Genomic DNA, 16,266 nt, shown 5'->3' with positions numbered 1-16,266 from the left:
CCCCTCCTAATTTCTTGGCATTACAGCTGACTTATATTCTGTAATTTCACCATGTGAATTTTCAAATTCAATAGTTATAAAATATCTTTTATCCGTTGAATCAACACTTTTTTTTATCTCTATATCTTTAATTTTTTCAATTCCAGAAACATCTGATGTAAATGCAGCCCCTCCAAATTTCTTTCTTTCAACTCTATCTCCTACCTTAATATAATAATACAAATCTCCCTTTACCTTTAACGATAATAATTTTTCAAAGCTACCAGATGGCAAATTAAAATTAGAGCAAGTATCTATAATTCCATTAATTGTAATACTACTACTTCCTGTAAGATTTAAAGCTGTAGCATCTATTTCTTTACCAATTCTTAAATCTTCTTCTAATGTACTTATAATTAGTCTTGCTTCATCATTAAAAACTGATTGAGATTGTGTCATTGAAAATAATTTTCCAGATGTAATTGATATTCCAAGTACAATAGCCCCAAATATAACTGTTATTCCTATTACTGCTATAAGTTCAACTAATGTAAAACCTTTTTTCTTTTTCATATACTCTACCTCCCCCTCTACCTAGGAGTTACATAGGTTTTTCTATTAATTAGGCTTGATTCACCTTTATTTGTATCCCAACACCAAGTCTCTATTTCATAGAATCCATCAGCATTCCAATTAATATATATTCCCATACTATACTCTGATGAGCTTTGCTTACATAAATTAAAATCACTTGGATCAGAAACCCCATCTGGCTTGTTACTTGAATCACCATCTAACAAATGTTCTTTTACTAATGCTCTAACCTCATCTGCATTTGAAAAGCTACACTTATATTTTGTACCTACTGTTTTTGGTATATTGTTCAACGCAACTCTATCTTCCTTCAATGTTTCAAAAAATACTTTTGAAATATTATCTGTACTATATGTTGCACTATTTATTGAACTAATTTTAATAACAGATATTAACACTCCAGTTATTGCAAGCATAATAATTACAAAAGCTGCTAAAGCCACTGCAATCTCTATTAAAGTAAATCCTTTTTTCTTTTTTGCTTTCAAAACTACACCTCCATCTTTAATTAGAAGGTTTTATTAATTAAAATCATATTCTTCTGCTCCGCCTTCTCCAGAATCATAGAATGAAAACACTATAGAACACCCTTCACCACTATGATTAAAAGAGTTTAACTCTGCAATTCTGTCATAATTCTCTAACTTATCAATAAATGATAATACCTTGTTTATATCCCCTTTAACAGAATAAGTTATTTGAATCTTTCTCATTCCTTTTAAATTAGAAGACTCTTGTCCTTCTTCTGCCCCGACTAATTGAATAACTGATGTTTTTTCAAAAGAGCCGTTAGATGAGGAAAGACCTGATTCTGTAACCATTTTTTCTACATCTCTAAAAACTTCTGGATATCTATCTGTTTTAGGTAGCGTTATAGTAGCTTCTTTATACTTAACCATCAAATCATCCAATGTTTTTTTTCTCTGCTCAATATCATAGTCAATACTTTGAACAGAAACTAACTGACTCTCTAAACTTTTAATTTCTTGTTTTAAATTTTTAGTTTTTTCTTCACCTGGAGATATTATGAATAAATAACAAAGAGCAAATATAGATAATACTCCTAACACATATAATATTATCTTTTCATTTTTTGTGGTAGCTCGTCCATTAGTTTTGCTTTTCATTTGCACTACCTCCCTTTGTCTTTATACTTACTGAAAACGTTATTTCACCTTCACCACTCCAATTATTAACATGAGAATCAGCAAATTTCTCATTTTCTCTAAGATTAGCCCACATCTTTTGTATAGCAGTCTTATCACTTGAATTCCCATTAATTTCTATACTAGAAGATACTCCCCCTTTATAGTCAATACTTGTTATCTTTATTCCATCTATTTCTACTAATTTATATAACTCTTTTATTAACTCATCTGTATCTATATCCATAAGCAATTTCAATTGTTCTGCTTTAGTAATTTGTTGCTTTGTTGCTGCTATTTGTTGATCTAGTTCTTCTTTTTCCTTTAACTTTTCATTGCTTAAAGCTAACTCATTCTTTAACTCTTCCGCTTTCTTATTTAATAGATATTCTTTCCCTATTACATAACCAAAGCTTCCTCCAATAAATGCAACTATTAATAATAAAATTAATAATATTGTTTTACTTGATTTTACAGTACCTTTGGTATTGATATTTATCTGAGGGACTAAATTTAATTCTCTACTCATACTAATCCCTCCTTAATAATAGCCCATAACACATAATATAGTCTTTTAATTTAACCTTCTTAGGTGCTTTTACGCTTGTCTTTAAATCAGAAAACATAGGTAACTTAGCTGCCCTAGCACTTAAACTAACTTCAAAGTATTGTTCAATTCCTTTAATTCTAGTAGCTGATCCCATTACATATATTCTATCTAAATTCTTCTTAACCTTACCTGATGTATAGTACTGTATTAAACCATTATAATCATTAGCTTCATCTTTAAAATATAATTCTATATCACTTTCTTCTCCTGGTTGTTTTGGCTCAATTAAATCTACAGTATCTAATATGGAATTATATTCTGTTAAATTAGTAAACTCTTTGTCTACTGCACTTAATATTCCATTATCCTTGTACTTTTCAAGTATAAGTTTTCCCCATTCCAAAATTGTAATATTGGAATCATCAGAATCTATTCCAATTACTCCAATAGTTTTTATTCCTTTTGTTGTTGATTTCCTTAAATCTCCAAAAACTCTAGCTACTACATTTGCATATAGGTCTATTGCCTTTACATTTAATCTTAAAGTTTTTCCAAGTTCCATAAAAGCATCAATCTTATCTCTAGCGCAAGCTACTACAAGAACATCGCATTTTCCTGTTCCATCATTTTTATTTTGATTTATGATTTGGTAATCAAAATAGTATTCCTCTACTCTGTCTCCCATAAACTGTCTTAACTCAAAGTCTACTGAATCTGTCATAGCTTCATCTTTTGCAAATGGAATATTTAAATGCCTTGTAATAATATCTTCACCTCTTACAACAAAAGCAACATCTTTAGTTTTTGCCTTTTTTATATGTGGTGCTATTACTCCTGATATTAGATTTACATCTAATATCCCCCCATTATCAAATGAATTTCTAGGAGTTTCAATTATAGTACCATTAGCTATTTTGTATCTTGTTCCAACTAAAATTGAAATAGTTTCTTTATTTATGTCTATTGCAATTAAGTCTTTTTCGAACATACCCCCACCTCACTTACCTTATAAAACTTAAATACCATTGTAAAATTTCACTTCCAACTAGAAGTGTTATATATGATGAGAGAGCTATATAAGGACCAAATGCCATCGTATCCTTTCCCCCTCTTCTTTTCCATATCATTAATACAAATGCAGCTATTCCTCCTAAGACTATTGAAATAAATAAATTTAACATATTCAACTTAAATCCTAGGAATAATCCTACAACACCTATTATTTCTACATCCCCCCACCCCATTACTTCAAACCAAGCAAAAATTGCTATTATTAGGGCTGGAATTGCTATTCCTAGTATAATACTAGAAAAGCTAATTTGTTTATTCATAAAAAACTCAATAACTGTAAAAACAACTCCACTTATCCCTAAGGCAATAATTGTTGAATCGTACACATCTCGAGTTTTAAAGTCTATTACACCAATAACTATTAAAATACTTGTAAAAATCATATATTTTAATAATTCAATTGTAAATCCAAACTTTAAATATAAAAATACAAAAAGCAACCCTGTTGCTCCCTCAATTAATGGATATTGCTTTGAGACCTTTTCTCCACAATATCTGCATTTTCCTTTTAAAAATAACCAACTAAATATAGGTACTAAATCTATTACCTTAAGATTATGGCCACAACTTCCACAGTGAGAAGGTGGATATGCTATTGATTCTTCTTTAGGTATTCTATATATACATACATTAAGGAAACTCCCTATAATTATTCCAAACACAAACGCCGTGATTTCTGCAATATAACTCATTTAATTCTCCTATTTCAGAATAGCCTCTTATACATTAAAGAGGCTATTCTAATAATTAAATATATACTAGTTTGCTATTGATGAAGGATCACCTGATGCAGTTGCAGCTTTTAGCGCTGTCATTGATACTCCTGTATCTAATCTATCATAATCCTCCGCTTCTAATGATGTGTAATCTTCCCAATTTATTGAAGTATCAGTTGGGCTATCATATTCATCTACAACATCTTGTACTGTAACATCATCAGCAGTATCAGCACCAAATACATCTGGATCTTTTGATATCATAGTTTCATATGCCATTCTAACATTTCTAGCTTGAGTTATAGTTTTTGCATCATTTGCATCATTCATATACCCAACTATTCTTGGAACTAATACTGCAGCTAAAATACCAATAATAGCAATAACTGCAATAAGTTCAATAAGTGTAAAACCTTTCTTTTTCTTCTTAGCTAATTCATTCATAAATTATACCTCCTAAAAATTAATTGTTATTTATATAAACTTTAAATTTATATACACTTTATTTACATTTTTTGAACTGCATCCATCATATTAAACATTGGAAGCATTACTGCAAGAATTATTACTAAAACAACTCCAGCAAGCGCTATAATTAATAACGGTTCAATCATTGTAATTAATTTATCTACTGCCGCTTCTGCCTCACCATCATAATATTCTGCCGTCTTCTTAAGCAAAGCATCTAATGATCCTGTTTCTTCACCAACAGTTATCATTTGAGTTAACATTAATGGAAATATATCTAAATCTTCTATTGTTTTTCCTATTAAATTACCTCTCTTTATATCCTCTTTTGCATATTCCATTTTACTTTCAACATAAGAATTTTCTAATACGTTTGTAGCTATTTCTATGCTTTTTAAAATGGACATTCCTGAATTATTTAAAATATAAAATGTATTTGCAAACCTACTAGCCATTATTTGTGCATTAATAGGTCCAAATAATGGACCAGTTATTTTATTTTTATCTCTCCAAAGAACAAAATTTTCGTCCTTATCTAAAACTAACTTTTTAAATGCTATTCCTGCTAATACTATCAATAAAACTATATACCAATAAGCTGATACAAAATTACTTATAGCTAAAATTATTTTTGTTGGTAATGGTAACTCTCCACCTGCTGCTGCCAAATTATTTACAAACTGTGGAACAACAAATATAAGTAAGAAAGTTACAATAAGTACTGCAAATACTCCAATCATCTTTGGGTATGCAGTTGCAGACTTTATCTTTCTTTGTTGCTTATACAACTTATCATAGTACTCAGACACTTCATACATTACTGTATCTAAATTACCTGATGCTTCACCTGCTGTTATCATATTTACCATAAAGTCCGGAATTCCATCCTCATACTTTAAAGCATCTGATAAAGCTCTACCTCTTTTTACTTCTTCCTTTGCCCTTCTTAAAACATCTTGAAGAACTTTATTTTCAGTTTGTTCTATACAAAGTTCTATGCACCTTAACATTGGCATACCAGATTGAAGAGTAAATGCAAATTGCCTGCTAAATAAAGCTAAATCTTTTAATGTTATCTTTTTCAAGAAATTTAAATCAACATCTTTATTTAAAGCACTTTCTTCCTTTATATCAGTGATATAATAACCTCTTTCTCTCAAGCTAGTCACAACTTCTTTGCTTGAATTAGCTTCCATGCTCCCACTAATAGTATGGTTACTATCATTTACTGCACTATATCTAAATATAGACACTAGAACTCCCCCTCTCCTTTATGAATTCATCATTCTCTTACTACAGCTACCCTTAATAATTCATCTACTGTTGTAATTCCTTCATAAACATGTTCCATACATGCCATTCTCAATGTTTTCATTCCATCTCTAATAGCAATATCTTTTAACACATCTGAATTCTTTCCTGCTGTAATTGCATCTCTAACATTTCTTTCAATAGGAAGTATTTCATAAATACCAATTCTTCCTTTATAGCCTGTCCCATTACAATGTGGGCATCCTTCTCCCTTAGTTAAAATTATCTTTTCATCACTATCACTACCAAGAATTCTTTTTTCATATTCTGAGGCATAGTACTTTTTAGCACACTTAGTACAAACTTTTCTAACAAGTCTTTGTGCAATTATTCCTGTTACAGATGTTGATATTAAATATGGTTCAATTCCCATATCTACTAATCTTGCAACTGAAGATGGTGCATCATTTGTATGTAGTGTACTTAAAACTACGTGTCCTGTAATGGCTGCTCTAATTGCTATTTCTGCAGTTTCACCATCTCTAATTTCTCCTACCATTACAATGTCAGGGTCTTGTCTTAATATAGATTTAAGGCCTGATGCAAATGTTAATCCAGCTTTTGCATTAACATTTACTTGATTTATACCATCAACCATAAATTCAACTGGATCTTCTACAGTAATAATGTTTTTATCTATAGTATTTAATTCATTTAAAACTGCATATAAAGTAGTAGACTTACCACTTCCAGTAGGTCCAGTTACTAGGATTATTCCAAAAGGATTTTGCAATATCTGTTCAAGTTTTTTCATGTCATCCTTCCTCATTCCTAGGCTTTCCTTATTCATAAGGCTAGAATCTTTAGAAAGAATTCTTATAACTACCTTCTCACCATTTACAGTTGGAAGGATAGAAACTCTCAAATCTACCGCTTTTCCATCTATATTTGTAAGAATTCTACCGTCTTGTGGAATTCTTTTTTCTGCAATATTTAAATTTGCTAATATTTTAATTCTTGTAATTAAAGTATTTTGTGACTCTTTAGGTATGCTAAGCATATTTTGTAAGCTTCCATCTACTCTTGCTCTTACTCTAACTTCATTTTCAAAAGGTTCTACGTGAACGTCACTTGCACCCATTCTGATAGAGTTTTGTATTATAGTGTCTACTAATTTAACAACTGGAGCATTAGCCGTAGCCTTTTCAAGTTCTGACATTTGCTTCTCTTCTTGCTTTTTCTTAGTATTCTCTTTTTCTTTTTGAACTAAATCTTGTGCTACTTTTTCTGCATATTGCTTCGTATAAAAATTTTTAATAGCTTTTGATATAGAGTCTTTTTTTTCCAATACTTTTTTTACATTAAGTCCAGTTACTACCTTCACATCTTCTACAGCCATTAAATTAAAAGGGTCTGACATTGCAATATATATATCATTTCCTTCAATTTTTATAGGTAAAATATTATGTTTCCTAGCAATAGATTCTGATACTGATCTTATAGCATTTTCATCTATATCAATAGAATCTAAATTAACTTTTTTTATCCCCAATTGTAACTCAAGAACAGATAAGATATCGTTTTCACTAACTAGCCCCTCGTCAACTAGTATTTCCCCTAGTCGTTTTCCGCTTAAAGCTTGTTTCTTTAAAGCCGACATTAAATCTGATTGATTTATCTTTCCTGCTTGTACTAAAATATCTCCTAACCTTTTCTTAGTCCTAATCATCTTCTCACCACTATTTCCTACTTTATATTAATTATACACTTTTTTGGAATAAATTTAAATAATTCACATATTTTTTTTGACGACATTTTCCACAAGCTCCACTTACTTACTAGAGTTAATTTCTTCATATATCTCCTCTACTTTTTATATAAATTTAATTTTTTTAAAAAATTCTTAACATTTATGGAACTTTATTACTATATACATAAAAAAGAGAGATAAGGACTTTTTTCCTTATCTCTCTAAAATTTCTTAGTACATTCCACCCATTGATGGATCTGGAGCCATTGGAGCTTCCTTTTCAGGAATATCTACAACTGCAGCTTCAGTTGTTAAGAATGTTGATGCTACAGATGCCGCATTTTGAAGTGCAGACCTTGTAACCTTAGTTGGATCAACTATACCTGTCTTTATCATGTTTACATATTGGTCATGTAAAGCATCATATCCTATACCTGCTTCACTATTCTTAACTTTTTCTATTATAACTGAACCTTCTACACCAGCATTCTTAGCTATTTGTCTCATTGGTTCCTCTAAAGATCTAACAATTATATTTATACCAACTTGAGTGTCAGCAACATCAGACTTTAATTCATTTACCTTACTTATAACATTAACATAAGCTGTTCCTCCACCTGGTACTATTCCTTCTTCAACAGCTGCTTTTGTAGCTGCCAAAGCATCTTCTATTCTAAGCTTTCTTTCCTTAAGCTCTGTTTCAGTTGCAGCACCAACTTTAATAACTGCCACACCACCAGCTAGTTTGGCTAATCTTTCTTGTAGCTTCTCTTTATCAAAATCTGAAGTTGTTTCTTCTATTTGACTTCTTACTTGAGTGATTCTTTCTTTTATAGCATTAGAATCTCCCTTACCATTTACTATTACAGTGCTTTCTTTAGTAACTTTAACACTATCTGCTTTTCCTAACATATCAATAGTTGTTTCTTTTAAATCCATTCCTAATTCTTCAGAAATAACTCTACCACCTGTTAGTATCGCTATATCTTGAAGCATTTCTTTTCTTCTATCACCAAATCCAGGCGCTTTTACACCTACACAAGTAAATGTTCCTCTTAGCTTATTAACTACTAATGTAGCCATTGCTTCTCCTTCAATATCTTCAGCAATTATTAACAGCTTCTTTCCTGATTGAACTATTTGCTCAAGTATTGGAAGTATTTCTTGTATGTTAGAAATCTTCTTATCTGTAATTAAAATATATGGATTATCTAGATTAGCTTCCATCTTTTCCATATCAGTTGACATATAAGCTGATACATATCCTCTATCAAATTGCATACCTTCTACTACATCTAATTCTGTTCCCATAGACTTAGATTCTTCAATAGTAATAACTCCTTCGTTACCTACTCTCTCCATGGCATCTGCAATTAACTTACCAATTTCCTCATCTGCAGCTGATATTGCAGCAACTCTTGATATATCTTCTTTACCTTCTACAGGCTTAGATATTGCTTGTATTTCTTCAACAGCTTTTTTAACTGCAACATTAATACCATTCCTTATTAACATTGGGTTAGCTCCAGCTGTTACATTTTTTAAACCTTCTCTAACAATTGCTTGTGCTAAAAGTGTAGCTGTTGTAGTACCATCCCCTGCCACATCATTAGTCTTTGTTGCAACTTCTTTTACAAGTTGAGCTCCCATATTTTCATATGGATCTTCTAATTCTATTTCTCTTGCAATTGAAACACCATCATTAGTTATAAGAGGTGCACCAAATTTCTTACCTAAAACTACGTTTCTTCCCTTAGGTCCTAAAGTTACCTTTACTGTATCTGCTAGTTTATCAACACCAACTTGCATTGATCTTCTTGCTTCTTCACCAAACATTAACATTTTAGCCATAATAAATCTCCTCCTATTCCACTACTGCTAATATATCTTCTTGTTTTAAAATAGTATATTCTTCTCCATCAACTTTAACTTCTGTTCCTGCATATTTAGAATATAAAACTTTATCCCCAACCTTAACTTCCATTGCCACTCTATTTCCATCTACCATTGCTCCTGGACCTACAGCAACAACTTCAGCCTCTTGAGGTCTTTCTTTTGCACTACCTGTTAAAACTATTCCGCTTTTTGTTGTTTCCTCTGCTTCTAACTTTTTAATTACTACTCTGTCTCCAAGTGGTTTAATATTCATAAAAATACCTCCTATAATCCCTTTATATATTTATAACCCTGTTTCTAACCCGACATAGTTAGAACCTATAGTTTTTGTAGGCCTATAAAAACTCATTTTTGTCTTTTGTTAGCACTCACTTTAGTAGAGTGCTAATACAATTATTATAATATCCTCCCTATCCATTTTATTCAAATATTATCTTCTATATTATTACCCTAAATAACCTAATTATAACTAATTATGCTTAAATATTTTCTATTTGCTTAATTTCTCTAGCTATTTTAAATCATTATTTATACATAAGAAAAAACTACAAGAATAATAGTTATAATATTATTCTTGTAGTTTTTAGATACCTATCTTTCTAAATTAATTTCCTCATATTCTTTTAAAGATTTGTTTGACAATACTGTCTTTTTAGTAGCTTGAATATTAGTCTTATTAAATACTCCCTTTGCTCTTGAAGATGGAACTATTGTACCTGCACCATTTATGCAACCACCTTCACACATCATACCTTCAATAAAGTTACCATCTAATCTTCCAACCTTAGCCATAGTCATAGTTTTCTTTATTTCTATTCCACCAGATACTTTAACTGGTTTAAAGTCTACATCTACTCCTGCTTCTTTTACATAGTTTTCTATAGCTGCAGTTAATCCTCCAGCAGCTCCAAAACCTCTACCAAATATAGATGCATCATCTACAACTTCATTCTCACATTCTGCAGGATCTATATCAAATGCTTCAAACAACGCAATAAGCTCCTCAAATGTAAGTACATAATCCACAGCTCCCTTAATACCATCTCTAACAGCTTCACTCTTTTTAGCTGTACATGGGCCTATAAATACTACCTTTGAATCAGGATCATTCTTTTTAATATATCTACCTGTAGCCACCATTGGAGAAACTGTACCTGATATTTTCCCCTTTTGATCCGGGAACATCTTTTCAATATAATTTAAAAATCCTGGACAACAAGAATTAGTCATATAATTCTCTCCATTTTCCATTCTTTCAACAAATTCATTACTTTCATGAACAGTAACTCCATCAGCACCACAAGCTGCTTCTACCATATCAATAAATCCTAGTTGCTTTATTGCATTTTTAATTTGTCCATATCCAATTTTTGCTCCGAACTGACCAGTTATAGCAGGAGCTACTACTGCATACATCTTTCTTCCCCTTGCTAGTCTCTTTGCAACTGGTACAATTAAACTCTTATCAGAAATTGCACCAAAAGGACATGCTGACATACATGCTCCACAGTTTACGCACTTTTCTTCTTTTATAATAGATCTTCTTGTTTCTGGATTAACATCCAATGCTCCTGTAGGGCATACTTTTTTACAAGGTCTCATAACTTCTGAAATAGCATCATAAGGACAAGCTTTTTTACACATACCACACTCTTTACATATCTCTTGATTTATATATGCTCGTCCAGCAATATAGCTAATTGCATTAAAATTACATGCCTCTTGACATCTATGTGCAAGGCAATTTCTACAAGAATCTGTTACACTGTACTTATTTATAGGACACTTATCACAAGCAGCCTCAATAACATAAATAATTTGTTCATCAGGTCTAATATCTATTAGTTCTAAATCTTCTGTGTCCCCATTAGCTAAAAATCCTGATGCAAGTTTTGCTCTTTCTAAAACGATAGCTCTTTCTTTGTAGACACAACACCTATACATTGCTGTATCTCCTTTAATAACTTCATAGGGAACCTTTTCAATTTCCTCTTTAGTTAACTTATCATCCTTTGCTAATTTAGCTACAGCTGTTAGTACTTCATGTTTCAGCTTATTTAATTGCGTTTCAAATTGGAACATACAATCACCTCTTCATCCTTCTTTTATACCCTATAATTACTTTATTTGTAATTACAATTAAATTATAACATATATATCACTTGGTAAAAATGGTAAAATATACTGTCGGAATTTTCTGATTTTATTTTGTTTGTACGTATATTTCATGTTATAATTGTTTTTGTCTAAATTTTATACTCATAGGTGATAGTTATGATAACAGTTTATAAATGTGAATTATGCAATAGAGAAGTACCTCAATTAACTGAGCATCATTTAGTTCCAAAAGAACGTGGTGGAAAAGATTTTCCTACAGCTGATTTATGTATTACTTGTCATAAACAAATTCATGCTTTATATACCAATCGTGAATTGGCCGCTAGACTTTTTACCATTGATCGTTTAAGGAATGACGAAAAAATAAAACGTTATTTAAAATTTATATCCAATCACTCAGGTGATTCTCATATTACAATAAAAAAATCAAAAGCTGTACGCTGTAAAAACTAAAACTCTATGTGATTGAACCTTCACATAGAGTTTTTTATTTATGTTTAACTATTAACTTATCTATTCTTCTCCAACCTTTATCTTATTTTCTCTAGCATAGTAGAACAAATACTGTTGTGCAAAACCAGCTAATTCCCCAAATTTATCTCTAGCAAAAATTCTTATTTTATTTAACGAGGCATCTTCAGCACCATAGAAGAATATCATGGCTCTCTTTACCCAAACATCAACAGGGAAAGCTGAGTACTTTCTCATAGAGAATAACATTATGCAGTCTGCAACCTTTGAACCAACACCCTTAAAATTTTGTAATGCTGTATGACACTCATCTGCATTAAGCTCAGATATTCTCTCTAAATCAAAATCGTAACTACTTTCATTTACTTTAGCTATTGTGTCGACTATATATTTACTTCTAAAGGACGCACCAGTCTCCTTTATTTCCTCTTCTGTAGCATCCTTTAATTGTTCTGGAGTTGGAAATGTATAATAAGTATTTCCTTTATACTCAATTGGTGTTCCCCACTTCTGAGAAATTTTCTTTATAGTTTTCATTATTGAAGGAATACTATTTCTTGCAGAAATTATAAAACTTATTAGCAATTCAAAATGCTCTTGATTTAAAAGTCTTATTCCATAGCCATATTCAACGCTTTTTCCTAATATCTCATCATGAGCTAGCCCCCTCTTAATTTCTGAATAGTCTCTTTTTAAATCAAAATAATCTAACCATATATTATTAAAATCTTCTTCATTAGTATTTAAAATAGTTACTTTATCATCTTCTTGAATAACTTCTATTACTTTTCCGTGAGCTACACCTATATAATTTAACTCTCCAACTTTTTCCCATCTAAAACATTGACCACACTCTAAGATTTGTTTTATATTGAAATTCTTTACTCCATCTAAAATCACTTTATCATTCTCAATTACTATATTGTTAACATCCATATACTTCACCTATTTCTCTTATATTTCTTATAATATTCTTCCTCTTAATACAAAAATATTATTCATTATTATAACTTATATTATATATTGTTTAATAATCAATATCAAATAATCTCAATTTTATATTTTCATAAACTTGTTTACAACTTTTTATTATGACTTACTCAGCTTCTTTAAAATGAAATAATACCTTTGATTTATAACTAATTAAAATTCTATACTTTCCTAGATATCAAAAAAGAGCTACGTTATACGTAACTCTTCTTACTTCCTAATAATTTTATTGTTATAAAGGCAATTAAACATGATGTTATAGCAGCCAACAGTATTGATATTTTAGCTAAATCAAGAGTCTTATCCATACCAGCAAATGCTATTTCTGAAACAAATATTGACATTGTGAATCCAATTCCTGCAAGCATTCCAACTACTAACAACTCTCTCCACTTAACACCTTTTGGTTTTTCTACTACGTTTAATTTTGATAATACTGAGGTAAATAATATTATTCCAACTGGTTTTCCTACAACTAATCCAATTATAATTCCTAATGATAGCGGAATTGTATCTATTGTTACAGAGCTTAAATTTAGAACTATAGCAGTATTTGAAAATGCAAATAAAGGTAAAATAATTAAATTTGCATACGGACTTAAGGAATGTTCAATCTTGGATAAAATACATTCTTCCTTTTCATCTCTTGCTATTGGAATAAGCATAGCTAAAAGTACTCCACTTATTGTTGCGTGAACTCCACTTTGATATATAAAATACCATAAAAATAATCCTAAAATTATATATGGTGAAACTTTTCTACACTTAAAAATCTTATTTAAACTAAATAATAAAATCATTATTAATGCTGCAATTATTAAAGGTACCATTCTAACACTTGATGAATAAAACACCCCGATAACTATTATAGACATTAAATCATCTACAACTGCTAGTGTTAATAAAAAAATCTTTAACGCTGGGTTTAAGCTCTTCTTAAAAATCATAAAAGCTCCAATTGCAAATGCAATATCTGTTGATATTGGTACACCAACACCACTAGAATAGCTTGTACCTCTATTTATTAAATAAAATATTATTGCTGGTACAGTAACTCCACCTATCGCTCCTACTATAGGGAAAGATGCCTTTTTTATATTTGATAAATGTCCACTAACTATTTCTTTTTTTATTTCACAACCTACAACTAAGAAAAATATTGCCATCAAGAAATCATTAACAAATGCATGCATTGTTATACCTCTTACAACTTCAGTTTCAAAAAAATGATGATATTCATTAACTAAAGACGTATTAGCTATTACTAATGCACATAATGTTGCTGCTAACAACAATGCTCCTGGTAATAGTTCTGATTTAATAGCATTTTGTACTATATCTGCTAGTTTCCATCTCTTTTGTGTAAAATCCATATTTTTAACCTTCTTTACTATTTTTTCTTAAGTACTTGAACTAGTATATTTAATTTTTATAAATAAGGCAATACCTAGCATTGATGGCTATTTAACAATAAAATCTAACCTTTTAACCCTTAAAGCAAACAACAAAACTTCTTAAAAAGTTTTACATACCACTTTAATGTTGATTATATAAACTTAATTAAGATTCACGGTTATTTGTTTATATTCTTTTAAATACTCCATATTTTTCTTTTTATGGATTCTAGCAATAATATTTAACGTTTCCGCTATTTATATCAACTTTAACAACCACTTTTTTAATTCTAATTATTGATAATTTTCTTAATATTTACAACTTACAAATTACTTCCTTAATCGTTGTAATTATAAAAATCATATTTTTGTTATTTTTTTAACCATAATCCAAGATATTTTTTTATTTTTTTCAAATAAAAAACCCTAAATGCGATATATAATTAAAAATCCATCACATTTAGGGTTAATTTTACTTAAATTTTTCTATTTATTTGATAAGTATTCATGAATTCCTATTGCCGCTTTTTTACCAGCTCCCATTGCTAATATAACAGTAGCAGCTCCAGTTACAGCATCGCCACCTGCAAATACCCCTTCTCTTGAAGTTAATCCAGTATCCTCAGATGCTACTATACATTTTCTTTTATTTATTTCTAATCCTTTTGTAGTAGATGATATTAAAGGATTTGGTGAAGTTCCAAGAGACATTATTACTGTATCTACATCTAAAATAAATTCAGAATCCTTAATCTCTACTGGTCTTCTTCTTCCCGATTCATCAGGTTCTCCCAACTCCATCCTTACACATTTCATTCCACTTACCCAACCTTTTTCATCACATAATATTTCTGTTGGGTTAGTAAGAACATCAAAAATAACACCTTCTTCTTTAGCATGATGTACTTCTTCAACTCTTGCTGGTAATTCAGCTTCACTTCTTCTATATACTACATGCACTTCAGCACCTAGTCTTAAGGCTGTTCTCGCTGCATCCATAGCAACATTTCCTCCACCAACTACAGCAACCTTTTGTCCTGCTCTAATTGGAGTTGAGTATCCATCCTTATATGCTTTCATTAGATTATTTCTTGTTAAGAACTCATTAGCTGAAAATACACCATTTGAATTTTCGCCAGGTATACCCATAAACTTAGGTAATCCTGCACCTGAACCTATAAATACAGCTTCAAATCCCTCATCTTCAAATAATTCATCTATTGTTATAGTCTTTCCTATAATAACATTAGTTTCAATTTTTACTCCTAACTTTTTAACATTATCTATCTCTGTCTTAACTACTGTATCCTTAGGTAATCTAAATTCTGGTATTCCATATACTAAAACTCCACCAGCTTCATGTAAAGCTTCAAATATTGTAACATCATATCCTAATTTAGCTAAATCACCTGCACATGTTAAACCTGCAGGACCGCTTCCTATAACAGCAACCTTCTTACCATTCTTAGGTAATGTTTCAGATAAGTCTATTTGATTCTCTCTAGACCAGTCTGCTACAAATCTTTCTAGCTTACCTATTGCAACAGCTTCCCCCTTAATGCCAAGAACACATTGTCCCTCACATTGACTTTCTTGAGGACATACTCTTCCACAAACAGCAGGTAAGGCTGATGATTCTGCTATAATCTTAGCCGCTTCTTCAAAATTTCCTAATTTAACTTGTCCTATAAACCTTGGAATCTGAATACTTACTGGGCACTTAGAAACGCATCTTGGATTTTTACAATTTAAACATCTTGATGCTTCCTCCATTGCTTCCTCTTTAGTATATCCTAAACAAACCTCTTTAAAGTTTGTAGCTCTTACCTTAGGAGCTTGTTCTGTAATTGGTACTCTCTTCATATTAGGCATA

General features: G+C 30.7%; 16 protein-coding genes. 1 reads left to right on the top strand and 15 read right to left on the bottom strand.

Translation table 11 applies throughout. The features are described from left to right. Positions 1 to 6: 6 nt before the first annotated feature. The 12 genes from I4V16_RS11000 to I4V16_RS10945 form a co-directional block, all read right to left on the bottom strand. Entirely contained in the window at positions 7 to 552 is a 546-nt protein-coding gene (locus I4V16_RS11000) for a type II secretion system protein (protein ID WP_195966696.1), read from the bottom strand. Positions 553 to 569: 17 nt separating this feature from the next. Further along, on the bottom strand, positions 570 to 1,061 hold the full coding sequence (locus tag I4V16_RS10995; RefSeq protein WP_195966695.1) for a prepilin-type N-terminal cleavage/methylation domain-containing protein: 492 nt from the start codon (positions 1,059 to 1,061) through the stop codon (positions 570 to 572). Between the two features lie 33 nt (positions 1,062 to 1,094). Beyond that, positions 1,095 to 1,700: a type 4a pilus biogenesis protein PilO gene (pilO, locus tag I4V16_RS10990; protein ID WP_195966694.1), complete on the bottom strand. Its 606-nt coding sequence runs from the start codon at positions 1,698 to 1,700 to the stop codon at positions 1,095 to 1,097. Further along, complete coding sequence (locus I4V16_RS10985; RefSeq protein ID WP_195966693.1) at positions 1,684 to 2,247, bottom strand: hypothetical protein; 564 nt, start codon at positions 2,245 to 2,247, stop codon at positions 1,684 to 1,686. The genes pilO and I4V16_RS10985 overlap by 17 nt, the downstream gene beginning before the upstream one ends. Position 2,248: 1 nt before the next feature. Beyond that, positions 2,249 to 3,256: a pilus assembly protein PilM gene (pilM, locus tag I4V16_RS10980; RefSeq protein ID WP_195966692.1), complete on the bottom strand. Its 1,008-nt coding sequence runs from the start codon at positions 3,254 to 3,256 to the stop codon at positions 2,249 to 2,251. A gap of 13 nt (positions 3,257 to 3,269) precedes the next feature. Beyond that, positions 3,270 to 4,031 (bottom strand): A24 family peptidase, encoded by a 762-nt coding sequence (locus tag I4V16_RS10975; RefSeq protein WP_195966691.1) that lies wholly within the window; start codon positions 4,029 to 4,031, stop codon positions 3,270 to 3,272. A gap of 66 nt (positions 4,032 to 4,097) precedes the next feature. Continuing rightward, positions 4,098 to 4,499 carry a type II secretion system protein gene (locus I4V16_RS10970; protein WP_053089707.1) on the bottom strand — a complete coding sequence of 134 codons (402 nt, stop codon included), beginning with the start codon at positions 4,497 to 4,499 and terminating at the stop codon, positions 4,098 to 4,100. A gap of 62 nt (positions 4,500 to 4,561) precedes the next feature. Next, complete coding sequence (locus I4V16_RS10965; protein ID WP_195966690.1) at positions 4,562 to 5,776, bottom strand: type II secretion system F family protein; 1,215 nt, start codon at positions 5,774 to 5,776, stop codon at positions 4,562 to 4,564. Between the two features lie 29 nt (positions 5,777 to 5,805). Beyond that, positions 5,806 to 7,503 (bottom strand): ATPase, T2SS/T4P/T4SS family, encoded by a 1,698-nt coding sequence (locus I4V16_RS10960; protein ID WP_195966689.1) that lies wholly within the window; start codon positions 7,501 to 7,503, stop codon positions 5,806 to 5,808. A gap of 252 nt (positions 7,504 to 7,755) precedes the next feature. Further along, positions 7,756 to 9,375, bottom strand: a complete 1,620-nt coding sequence (gene groL, locus I4V16_RS10955) for a chaperonin GroEL (protein WP_195542093.1) — start codon at positions 9,373 to 9,375, stop codon at positions 7,756 to 7,758. Between the two features lie 13 nt (positions 9,376 to 9,388). Continuing rightward, on the bottom strand, positions 9,389 to 9,673 hold the full coding sequence (groES, locus tag I4V16_RS10950) for a co-chaperone GroES (protein ID WP_049177432.1): 285 nt from the start codon (positions 9,671 to 9,673) through the stop codon (positions 9,389 to 9,391). A 338-nt stretch (positions 9,674 to 10,011) separates the two neighbouring features. Next, the gene (locus I4V16_RS10945; RefSeq protein ID WP_195542092.1) at positions 10,012 to 11,502 is read right to left on the bottom strand and encodes a 4Fe-4S dicluster domain-containing protein; all 1,491 of its coding nucleotides are present in this window, start codon (positions 11,500 to 11,502) and stop codon (positions 10,012 to 10,014) included. A 192-nt stretch (positions 11,503 to 11,694) separates the two neighbouring features. On the opposite strand from I4V16_RS10945, the gene I4V16_RS10940 reads away from it, so the two are divergent. After that, entirely contained in the window at positions 11,695 to 11,991 is a 297-nt protein-coding gene (locus I4V16_RS10940) for an HNH endonuclease (RefSeq protein WP_195542091.1), read from the top strand. 60 nt (positions 11,992 to 12,051) lie between these two features. Here I4V16_RS10940 and I4V16_RS10935 read toward each other — a convergent pair whose 3' ends face one another. The 3 genes from I4V16_RS10935 to gltA form a co-directional block, all read right to left on the bottom strand. Then, complete coding sequence (locus I4V16_RS10935) at positions 12,052 to 12,945, bottom strand: DNA glycosylase (RefSeq protein WP_049180581.1); 894 nt, start codon at positions 12,943 to 12,945, stop codon at positions 12,052 to 12,054. 248 nt (positions 12,946 to 13,193) lie between these two features. Next, positions 13,194 to 14,372, bottom strand: a complete 1,179-nt coding sequence (gene nhaA / locus I4V16_RS10930; protein WP_195966688.1) for a Na+/H+ antiporter NhaA — start codon at positions 14,370 to 14,372, stop codon at positions 13,194 to 13,196. A gap of 507 nt (positions 14,373 to 14,879) precedes the next feature. Beyond that, positions 14,880 to 16,265 (bottom strand): NADPH-dependent glutamate synthase, encoded by a 1,386-nt coding sequence (gene gltA / locus I4V16_RS10925; RefSeq protein WP_195966701.1) that lies wholly within the window; start codon positions 16,263 to 16,265, stop codon positions 14,880 to 14,882. Position 16,266 lies beyond the last annotated feature (1 nt).

Source organism: Clostridium sp. 1001283B150210_160208_E6 (genome assembly GCF_015669365.1).
GTDB lineage: Bacteria > Bacillota > Clostridia > Clostridiales > Clostridiaceae > Clostridium > Clostridium paraputrificum.
The sequence above is the reverse complement of the archived record's forward strand: the minus strand, read 5'-3'. Positions and strand labels throughout refer to the sequence as shown.

Coding starts and splice junctions, on each gene's coding strand:
- I4V16_RS10970 (WP_053089707.1), bottom strand. CDS start 4,499: ATGAATGAATTAGCTAAGAAGAAAAAGAAAGGTTTTACACTTATTGAA.
- pilO (WP_195966694.1), bottom strand. CDS start 1,700: ATGAAAAGCAAAACTAATGGACGAGCTACCACAAAAAATGAAAAGATA.
- groES (WP_049177432.1), bottom strand. CDS start 9,673: ATGAATATTAAACCACTTGGAGACAGAGTAGTAATTAAAAAGTTAGAA.
- groL (WP_195542093.1), bottom strand. CDS start 9,375: ATGGCTAAAATGTTAATGTTTGGTGAAGAAGCAAGAAGATCAATGCAA.
- nhaA (WP_195966688.1), bottom strand. CDS start 14,372: ATGGATTTTACACAAAAGAGATGGAAACTAGCAGATATAGTACAAAAT.
- I4V16_RS10945 (WP_195542092.1), bottom strand. CDS start 11,502: ATGTTCCAATTTGAAACGCAATTAAATAAGCTGAAACATGAAGTACTA.
- I4V16_RS10985 (WP_195966693.1), bottom strand. CDS start 2,247: ATGAGTAGAGAATTAAATTTAGTCCCTCAGATAAATATCAATACCAAA.
- gltA (WP_195966701.1), bottom strand. CDS start 16,265: ATGCCTAATATGAAGAGAGTACCAATTACAGAACAAGCTCCTAAGGTA.
- I4V16_RS10960 (WP_195966689.1), bottom strand. CDS start 7,503: ATGATTAGGACTAAGAAAAGGTTAGGAGATATTTTAGTACAAGCAGGA.
- I4V16_RS10935 (WP_049180581.1), bottom strand. CDS start 12,945: ATGGATGTTAACAATATAGTAATTGAGAATGATAAAGTGATTTTAGAT.
- I4V16_RS11000 (WP_195966696.1), bottom strand. CDS start 552: ATGAAAAAGAAAAAAGGTTTTACATTAGTTGAACTTATAGCAGTAATA.
- I4V16_RS10975 (WP_195966691.1), bottom strand. CDS start 4,031: ATGAGTTATATTGCAGAAATCACGGCGTTTGTGTTTGGAATAATTATA.
- I4V16_RS10940 (WP_195542091.1), top strand. CDS start 11,695: ATGATAACAGTTTATAAATGTGAATTATGCAATAGAGAAGTACCTCAA.
- pilM (WP_195966692.1), bottom strand. CDS start 3,256: ATGTTCGAAAAAGACTTAATTGCAATAGACATAAATAAAGAAACTATT.